8 protein-coding genes are annotated in these 7,495 nt (G+C 66.3%); all 8 read right to left on the bottom strand.

The window, feature by feature from the left end; genetic code table 11:
• The coding region (locus tag HZB86_10715) for a hypothetical protein (GenBank protein ID MBI5905996.1) at nt 1-178 on the bottom strand (178 nt) is incomplete at its 3' end.
• Nucleotides 178-1,179 (bottom strand): hypothetical protein, encoded by a 1,002-nt coding sequence (locus HZB86_10710; protein MBI5905995.1) that lies wholly within the window; start codon nt 1,177-1,179, stop codon nt 178-180. The genes HZB86_10715 and HZB86_10710, both read right to left, overlap by 1 nt.
• A 200-nt stretch (nt 1,180-1,379) precedes the next feature.
• Nucleotides 1,380-2,204 carry an enoyl-CoA hydratase/isomerase family protein gene (locus HZB86_10705; GenBank protein ID MBI5905994.1) on the bottom strand — a complete coding sequence of 275 codons (825 nt, stop codon included), beginning with the start codon at nt 2,202-2,204 and terminating at the stop codon, nt 1,380-1,382.
• Nucleotides 2,205-2,235: 31 nt separating this feature from the next.
• A complete protein-coding gene (locus tag HZB86_10700) occupies nt 2,236-2,424 on the bottom strand; it encodes a 4Fe-4S binding protein (GenBank protein MBI5905993.1) in 189 nt (62 codons plus the stop codon).
• A 40-nt stretch (nt 2,425-2,464) separates the two neighbouring features.
• Complete coding sequence (locus HZB86_10695; protein MBI5905992.1) at nt 2,465-4,471, bottom strand: FAD-dependent oxidoreductase; 2,007 nt, start codon at nt 4,469-4,471, stop codon at nt 2,465-2,467.
• A 14-nt stretch (nt 4,472-4,485) separates the two neighbouring features.
• On the bottom strand, nt 4,486-5,814 hold the full coding sequence (locus HZB86_10690) for a phenylacetate--CoA ligase family protein (protein ID MBI5905991.1): 1,329 nt from the start codon (nt 5,812-5,814) through the stop codon (nt 4,486-4,488).
• 55 nt (nt 5,815-5,869) lie between these two features.
• On the bottom strand, nt 5,870-7,033 hold the full coding sequence (locus tag HZB86_10685; protein ID MBI5905990.1) for a thiolase family protein: 1,164 nt from the start codon (nt 7,031-7,033) through the stop codon (nt 5,870-5,872).
• Complete coding sequence (locus tag HZB86_10680) at nt 7,030-7,464, bottom strand: OB-fold domain-containing protein (GenBank protein MBI5905989.1); 435 nt, start codon at nt 7,462-7,464, stop codon at nt 7,030-7,032. Before HZB86_10680 ends, HZB86_10685 begins: the two co-directional genes overlap by 4 nt.
• Nucleotides 7,465-7,495 lie beyond the last annotated feature (31 nt).

The raw sequence follows: 7,495 nt of genomic DNA, 5'->3' as shown, positions 1-7,495 counted from the left end.
TCTCCTGGAACTCCTGGTAGGTTTTCACGTAGGGGTGGTTCCGGGGGAGAAGCTTCTCGAAATCGTAGGAGAGTTTCAGGTGCGCCGCCCGCCAGGCGAACAGGACCGTGAGGACCGACATCAGGAGCAGGATCGGTTTCCTGTAGCGGAATATGGCCGAGGCGATTTTCTTGTCCATTATTTATCCCTGCCTGCTGGAATGATGTCCTCCAGGCGGAGGATCGTCCCGTGCGAGCCGACCACCAGCCCCTTCGAATCCTTCCCGACGTGAACCCCGGAGAGCCAGCTGAGGGTCCTGGCGTCGACCGCGTTCCATTTCCCGCCGGCCGCCTTCGCCCGGACCGCTCCGCGCAGTCCCACGGCGACCGCGATGCGCCCGTTGGACCGGATCCCGATGAGGTGATCCCGGGTGCCGCTGTCTTCCTTTCGCCACGTCCTGCCGCCGTCGACGGTCGACAGGACGGACCCGTCGATCCCGGAGGCATACCCCGATTTCCCATCGTGGAAATGCACCGCGAACAGCGTCGATTCGACCGTGGATTTGAGACGGGTGAAGGAGGAACCGCCGTCGGTGGTCTTCAGCACCGTCCCGAATTCCCCGACGATGAATCCGGTCTTCGCGTCGGGAAAGCTCATCCCGCGGAGGGTCACATCCTCCCCGATGGACTTGTTCTCCCAGGTTCTCCCGCCGTCGGCCGTACGGAGGAAGAGGCCGAAATATCCGCAGGCGAACCCGACCTTGTCGGAGAGGAACTGGATCCGGAAAATGGGATGGCTCGTCCCGCTCGTCTGGCGGGACCAGGTCGCTCCGCCGTCCTCCGTGTGCAGGACCAGTCCGTTGCTGCCCGAGCACCACCCGCGCCGCGCATCCGCGAAGGAGACCGAGTACAGGTCTTCCCGGGTCCCGCTGACCTGGATGCGCCATGTTTTCCCGTCGTCCGCGGAGTGAAGGATCCTGCCGCTGTTTCCGACGATCCAGATTTCCTGCGGGGCGGGAGAGGCGACGTCGTAGAAGTTGTCGAAATAGTCGTACTTCCAGCCCGCGTTTCCGGGTCGGGATTCCTTCCCGGGGGCGACGGCCGCTTCCCTCGCGGCACCCCCGGTGCCGGAGAACGTCGATGCGATGCCGCATGCGAAGACCAGCGCCGCCGCGGCGAGAACGTACCCCCTTCTCATCATCCTGCGCGCTCCTGACGTGGAATCGTCGAGTTTTTGCCCGTTGTCATGCTGATGGCTTTCGCCTCCCGCATCAATCCCTCGAAAGAGCGGATCTCCCTCCCCCAAAGGAGAACGACGAATACCTTTCATAATCGGAGGCATGGACTGCAGGGACGAAGCCACGGGGGGGAGAATCGGGGGACGGCGGTCCGGCGGCTTCCTTAAGGCACCTTGCGGTCCCCGGCGGCCGAGTTCTCCAGCCAGCGTCGCCGCTCGCCGGGGGGAAGGGCGAGATACCGCTGGACCGCGAGCTGCGTTTCGACGGAGAGCATCACGTCCACGAACGCGGAATTTTCGATCTCCAGTCCGCCGTCCAGGTGGATTTCGTACCCTTCACGGATCGCCTTCTTCGCCCGCGCCAGCCCGATCGCGGGCATGGACGCCAGTTCGGACGCCATTTCCCGCGCCCGTCGCGCGGCGTCGTCCGCCAGTTCGCCGACGATCCCCAGTGCCGCCGCAGCGTCCGGAGTGACGATCCGCCCCCGCAGGATGAATTCCGTCGCCTTCGCCACCCCGACGAGGCGGGAAAGCCGCTGGGTTCCCCCGCCGCCGGGGATGAGGCCCAACCGGGTTTCCGGCAGCCCGTACCGGTAGTCTCCCCGCTCCCCGATCCGGATATCGCACGCGAGGCAGAATTCGAAGCCGCCGCCCATGGCGTCTCCGTTCATCGCGGCGATCACGGGCTTGGGGAGTTTCTCGAGCCGGCGCAGCATCCCGTTGTACTCGGGGATCGGGGACATCCCCAGGGTGCGGCAATTTTCGATCGCCGCGGGGTCGATCGCCGCCAGTTCCTCGCCGTGGTAGTGGGTGATGAATTTCCCGGGCACCCCGCCCCGGACGACGATCGCCCGGACCTCCGGGGATTCCCACGACCGGATCAGGTCGGCCATCTGCCGGGTGCCCTCGGCGCCGATGTAATTCATCGGGGGGGAGGAAAACGTCGCGGTGACGACTCCGTTCTCCATCTCCGTCCGCCAGAGGCTCATGCCGTTCCTCCTCCTCCCGATGCGTGCCCGGTCACTCCAGCGCGATGGCCCGGACGGGGCAAACCTCGATGCAGATCTTGCACTCGTCGCACTTGTCCTTGTCGACGAACGCCTTCCCCTCCGTCAAAGCGATGGCGTCGTACGGACAGTGGAAGATGCACTCCTGGCGTTCGAGACCTTCGCATCCGTTGCAGGTTCCCCTGTTCACGACCGCCGGCATGCGTTCGATCCCTCCGTGGAGGGGGAATGAACCCCCGATATCAGACCCTGGCTCCGACGAGCCTTCCGCCGTACACGGCGTCGGCCACGGATCGCGGGGTCACGCAATCCCCGATCTCGTGGAGTTCCGCGGAGACCCCCCGGAGCTCGTCGAGCAATTTCCGGTTCGCGACCCTGGCCGTGGACAGCACGACCGCGTCCGCCTCGAGGAGCGCGGAGTTCCCCTCACGGTTTTCGACCCTCACGCCATTCTCTTCGATCTTCACGACTTTCGTCGAGAACAGCGGCTTCACGTTCTTGGCCTGAAGCATCCCGAAGAGGATCGGAAGCGCCCGGATGGGCCCCAGCCGGTTCATCGACACGGTCTCCGCCTCCCGGACAAGGGTCACTTCCTTCCCCTGGTCGGCGAGGTTGATCGCCGTCTCGACGTCCCAGAACGCCCCGCCGACCACGACGACCTTCTTCCCGATCGCCTTGCCCTTGAGGAGGACCTCCTCCTCCGCGGCGACGATCGCCCGGTCCGCCCCGTCGATGTCCCTGCTCTGGACCGACCCGGTCGCCACGACCACCACCTCCGGTGCGAGCTCGTCGACCAACGCCCTGGTGACTTCCGTCCCCAGGAGGACCTTGACCCCGAGCGCCTCGATCTGCCGCGCGTGCCAACGGGTGAAGGTCCTCCACTCCCTCGTGAGCGGGGCCGCCGCGGCGACCCGCAACGCTCCGCCGAGCTGCCCCTCCTTCTCGCAGAGCGTGACGTCGTGCCCCCGTTCGCGAAGGACGCGGGCGGCTTCCATGCCGCCCGGACCTCCTCCGACGACGAGCACCTTCCTGGGCCTGCCGGCCGGCCCGATCTCCGGGAGCGTCCGTTCGCGCGCCGATTCGGCGTTGATGGCGCAATACTTGGTCCACCCCGCCTCCGTCATGCAGTATCCGCACGCCACGCACATCCGGACGTCGTCCGGCTTCCCGGCGAACATCTTTTTCGGCAGGAGGGGGTCCGCCATGAGGGGGCGGGAAAGGGCGGCGACGTCGCACTGGCCGTTTTCGACCGCCTTCGCGATCATCCTGGGGTCGCAGAGGCGTCCCGCGACGATCACCGGCAACTTCGTCACCTTCTTCACCTCCTCGGAGTGGTGCAGCCAGCACCCCCGAGCGTCGTACATCGGCGGAATGATCTTGTGGGGGGTGTGGTCGAGCACGCCGGCCGAAAGGTCGATCGCGTCGATCCCCGCCTCCGCGAGCCTGGGCACGACGTGCCGGAGGGTGTCCTGGAACCGGATCCCCGCCTCCCCGAGACCCTGGTCCGCGGGAATCCGGACGATCAGGGGATACCCCTTGCCGACCGCCGACCGGGTCGCCTGGATGATCTCGCACGGAAGGCGCATCCGGTTCTCCCAGCTCCCGCCGTAGCCGTCGGTCCGGACGTTGGTGTACGGCGAGATGAAGTCCATGATGAGCGTCACGTTGGCGAAATGGATATTGACGGCGTCGAACCCCGCCTTCTTCGCCCGCAGCGCGGCCAGGACGTGCATCCGAACGACCTGCTCGACCTCCTCGAGGGAGATCTCCCGCACCGGCGCGGGGGTCATGGTGTTCACCGCGCTCCACTTCCCGTCCTTCCTCGTGATCTCCCATTTCGCGGCGGCCATGAAGGGAACTTTCGCGGAGGCGCCCCACGGCAGCCAGGAGGGATCCGATTGCGCCCAGTACCGGGCGGACGCTCGGCCGGGGTGGTAGATCTGCTGGCACGCCTTCGCTTCCTGCGCATGGATCGTCTCGGCGAGCCGCTGCAGCCCGAAGATGCACTCGTCGTCCGCGATCGACAGGGCGTTCGGGAACACATCCCCGGACTTCCCGGGGTCGATGGTCGCCCCGCCGACGCACACCATGCTCACGCCGCTTCTGGCGTAGGTTTCCGTGATGGCGATATACGCCTCCGTGGGGTGGCCGCCGTAACACATCTCGTGGATCGTCGGGGCCATCACGACCCGGTGTTTCAGCGTCATCGACCCGATGTCGATCGGGGTGGACACCTTCCCTGTTGCCATGGACTCTCCCCCGTTCAATTCTTCTCGTACTCCTTTTCGATGAACCGCGTCTTGTTCATGGACCGCGTGAGCGTCCCGGGGCCCACCCACTCGATGCCCGGGGTGATCTTCAGCCGGCTCTTCATCCTCTCCCCGATCTCCCGCGCCAGGCCGGGAAGGTCGGCCGCCGGGACGTCCTTCCCCGCCTCCACCTTCAGCTTCAGCGGCGGGACCACGCGGGGAGGAGGCTCCGAGAGGACGATCCGGAACTCTCCCGTCACCCGGGGCATGAACCCCGCGATCACGCCGTCGATCGCCGCGGGGTACACGATGATCCCCTTCACCTTCAGCATGTCGTCGACTCGGCCGACGATCCTGTACCGGAATCCGGTAGCTCCGCACGGGCACGGGGCGGTGAACACCTGGCAGACGTCCCCGATCGTCTCGCGGAACCAGAGGAACCCTTCCCCTTCCAGGGTCGTGAAGACCGGCAGCCCCTTCGCCCCGTCCTCGAACCGTACGGGCTCGTAGGTCTCGGGATCGACCAGCTCGCAGAGGACCGTGTCGTCGGCCACGTGGTGCATCCCCTGGTACTCGGGATGGTCGCACGATATGCCGAACCCGGCTCCGTGGTCCGACAGCCTCGCCCCGTAGGCGCTCTCCAGGTTGCTGCGCACCTCCGGAATTCCCGCTCCCGGTTCCCCCCCGCAGAAGAGCCTCTTGATCCCCAGTTTCCCCACTTCGAAACCCAGGGCCTCCGGCGCCTTCGTGATCAGGTGCTCGGCCAGGGAGGGCGTGCAGGCGAGGACGTTCGCCTTGAAGAGGCTTGCGAACTTCAATATCCTTTCCGTTCCGCCCTCGGCGCCTACGGGAAACACGCACGCCCCGCTTCTCTGGGAGAACTGGGCGTACGGGACCCCCGCCAGCCACATGCTCAGCCCGAACGCGTGGACGATCCGGTCGCCGGGGCGGACCCCGATCCGCCAGTGCATCCGGGCGATGTTCTCCGACAGCCATTCGATGTCGTGTTGCGTCATGGGGTACGGGGTCGGTTCGCCGGTGGTTCCCGAGGTCGCGGCCATCAGGGACAGCTTTTCCGCGGGGACGCCGATCAGGCAGTCCACGACGCGGGCCATGTCCATGCCGCACTCTTCGGTCAATTTCCTCCGCTGGGCCTTGTCGAAGACCGGGACGCTCCTCCCGAAATCCCGGAGCGTCCGGATATTCCCCGGCCGGACCCCCGCCTTCTCCATTCTCTCACGCCAGAACGGCTTCCCCTCGTGGAGCCTGGCGATCAGCTTCTTGAGCTTCTCGAGCTGGATCGCCGCCATCTCCGGGGTGTTGAGGATGGATTCCATCTCCATGTTCCGGTAGGGCCTGCTGGAAACGTCGGTCGTCAAGTCGCGCTCCCTGTCCCGGTCAATTTCTGAGGATGTGGATGAAGCATGTGGCGGTGTCCGTGTGGATGAACCCTCCGCCGTTGTGCTGCAGGGCCACCCTCGCGCCTTCGACCTGCCGGTCGCCCGCCTGCCCGCGGAGCTGGCGGACGAGCTCCACGATCTGCGAGATCCCGGTCGCGCCGATCACGTGCCCCTTGGAGAGAAGCCCCCCGCTCGTATTCACGGGGATCCTTCCGCCGGGTCCGGAGTGCCCCTCCTCGACGAATCGCCCCCCTTCCCCCTTGCGGCAGAAACCGAGGTCCTCGTAGTGGACGATTTCCGCCACGCTAAAGCAGTCGTGGACTTCCGCCAGGTCGATGTCTTCCGGCCCGAGGCCCGCCATCCGGTACGCGGCGGCGGCGGCCCGCACGTCCGTATCGAAGCCGGTGTAGCTCCCCTCGTCGGAGTAGGATCCGGAAACCTGGACCGATGCGGCCACGGACACGGGACAAGAGGAGTATCTTCCGGCGATCTCCGCGGCGACGAGGATCGCGGCGGCCGAGCCGTCCCCGCGCGGACAGCATTGGGGCAGCGTCAGCGGATCGCAGATCATCCGTTCCCCCAGAACCTCCGCAAGCGTCACGGGGCGCGTCAGCTGGGCGTCCGGGTTCCGCGAACCGTATTCCCGGTTCTTGACCGCCACCATGGCGATCTGCTCCCGCGTGGTCCCGAACTCCTCCATGTGCCGCCGGGCCATGAGGGCGAACAACCCCGGGGCGGTGTTGCCCATGTCGCCGTCCCGTTCCGCGTGCTGCCGCCCGGTGAACACGTTCAGGATCTTTTCCGAACCGGCCACCGTCATCTGCTCCACCCCGAACGCCAACGCCACGTCGCAGGCGCCCGTCGCGACCCTGTACCATGCCTCGTGAAAGGCGTTGGATCCCGTGGCGCATCCGTTCTCCACCCGCGTGACGGGTATCCGCGTGATGCCGATCTCCCGAAGCACGGAGTGGCCCACCAGGAGCCCCTGCCCCCACTCCCACTGCGCCAGGTTCCCGACGTAGGCCTGCTGGATGTCGCGGGGCTTCATCCCGGCGTCCCGGATCGCCTGAATGCACGATTCCTCGCCGATAACGCGGATCGACCGGTCGCCGTATTTCCCGAACCGCGTTCCCCCGATGCCGACGATCGCCACCTCCCTCATGAGGGCGTGACCCGGGATGGCCTGAACATGTAGCTGACGATTTCCGCGCCCTCCTCGTCGCGTCGGATCGGCCCGATCACCATTTCCATCTCCATCCCGACGGAGAGGACCTCTTCCCACGGTTCGCATTCCGCCAGGAGCGAGAAGAGTCTGATCCCCTCGGGGAGATCGATGAAGCCGATGTAGTACGGCGTCTCGATCCCGGAGGGTCCCATGCAGGACCGGGCGTACGTGTGAAGCGTCCCCTTGCCGCTCAACGGCACGCTCTGCTGGTCCGCACCGAAGCAGCCGGGACAAACCGTTTTCGCGGGGAAATAGATCCGTCCGCAGGCGGGGCAACGGCCGCCGGCCAACGCCATTCCGCGGCCGAAATCGCGGAACCATCCATCCTCGATGAATTTCCTGCCGTCCATGCCGGGTGGCGCCTCCACCCTCCTGATCCGGACACCTCCAGGAGGATGT

It is taken from the genome of Deltaproteobacteria bacterium, assembly GCA_016234845.1.
In the GTDB taxonomy this organism is placed as follows: Bacteria; Desulfobacterota; Deferrimicrobia; order Deferrimicrobiales; family Deferrimicrobiaceae; genus JACRNP01.
Note: the sequence above shows the minus strand (reverse complement) of the source record. Positions and strands in the feature narration are given on the sequence as shown.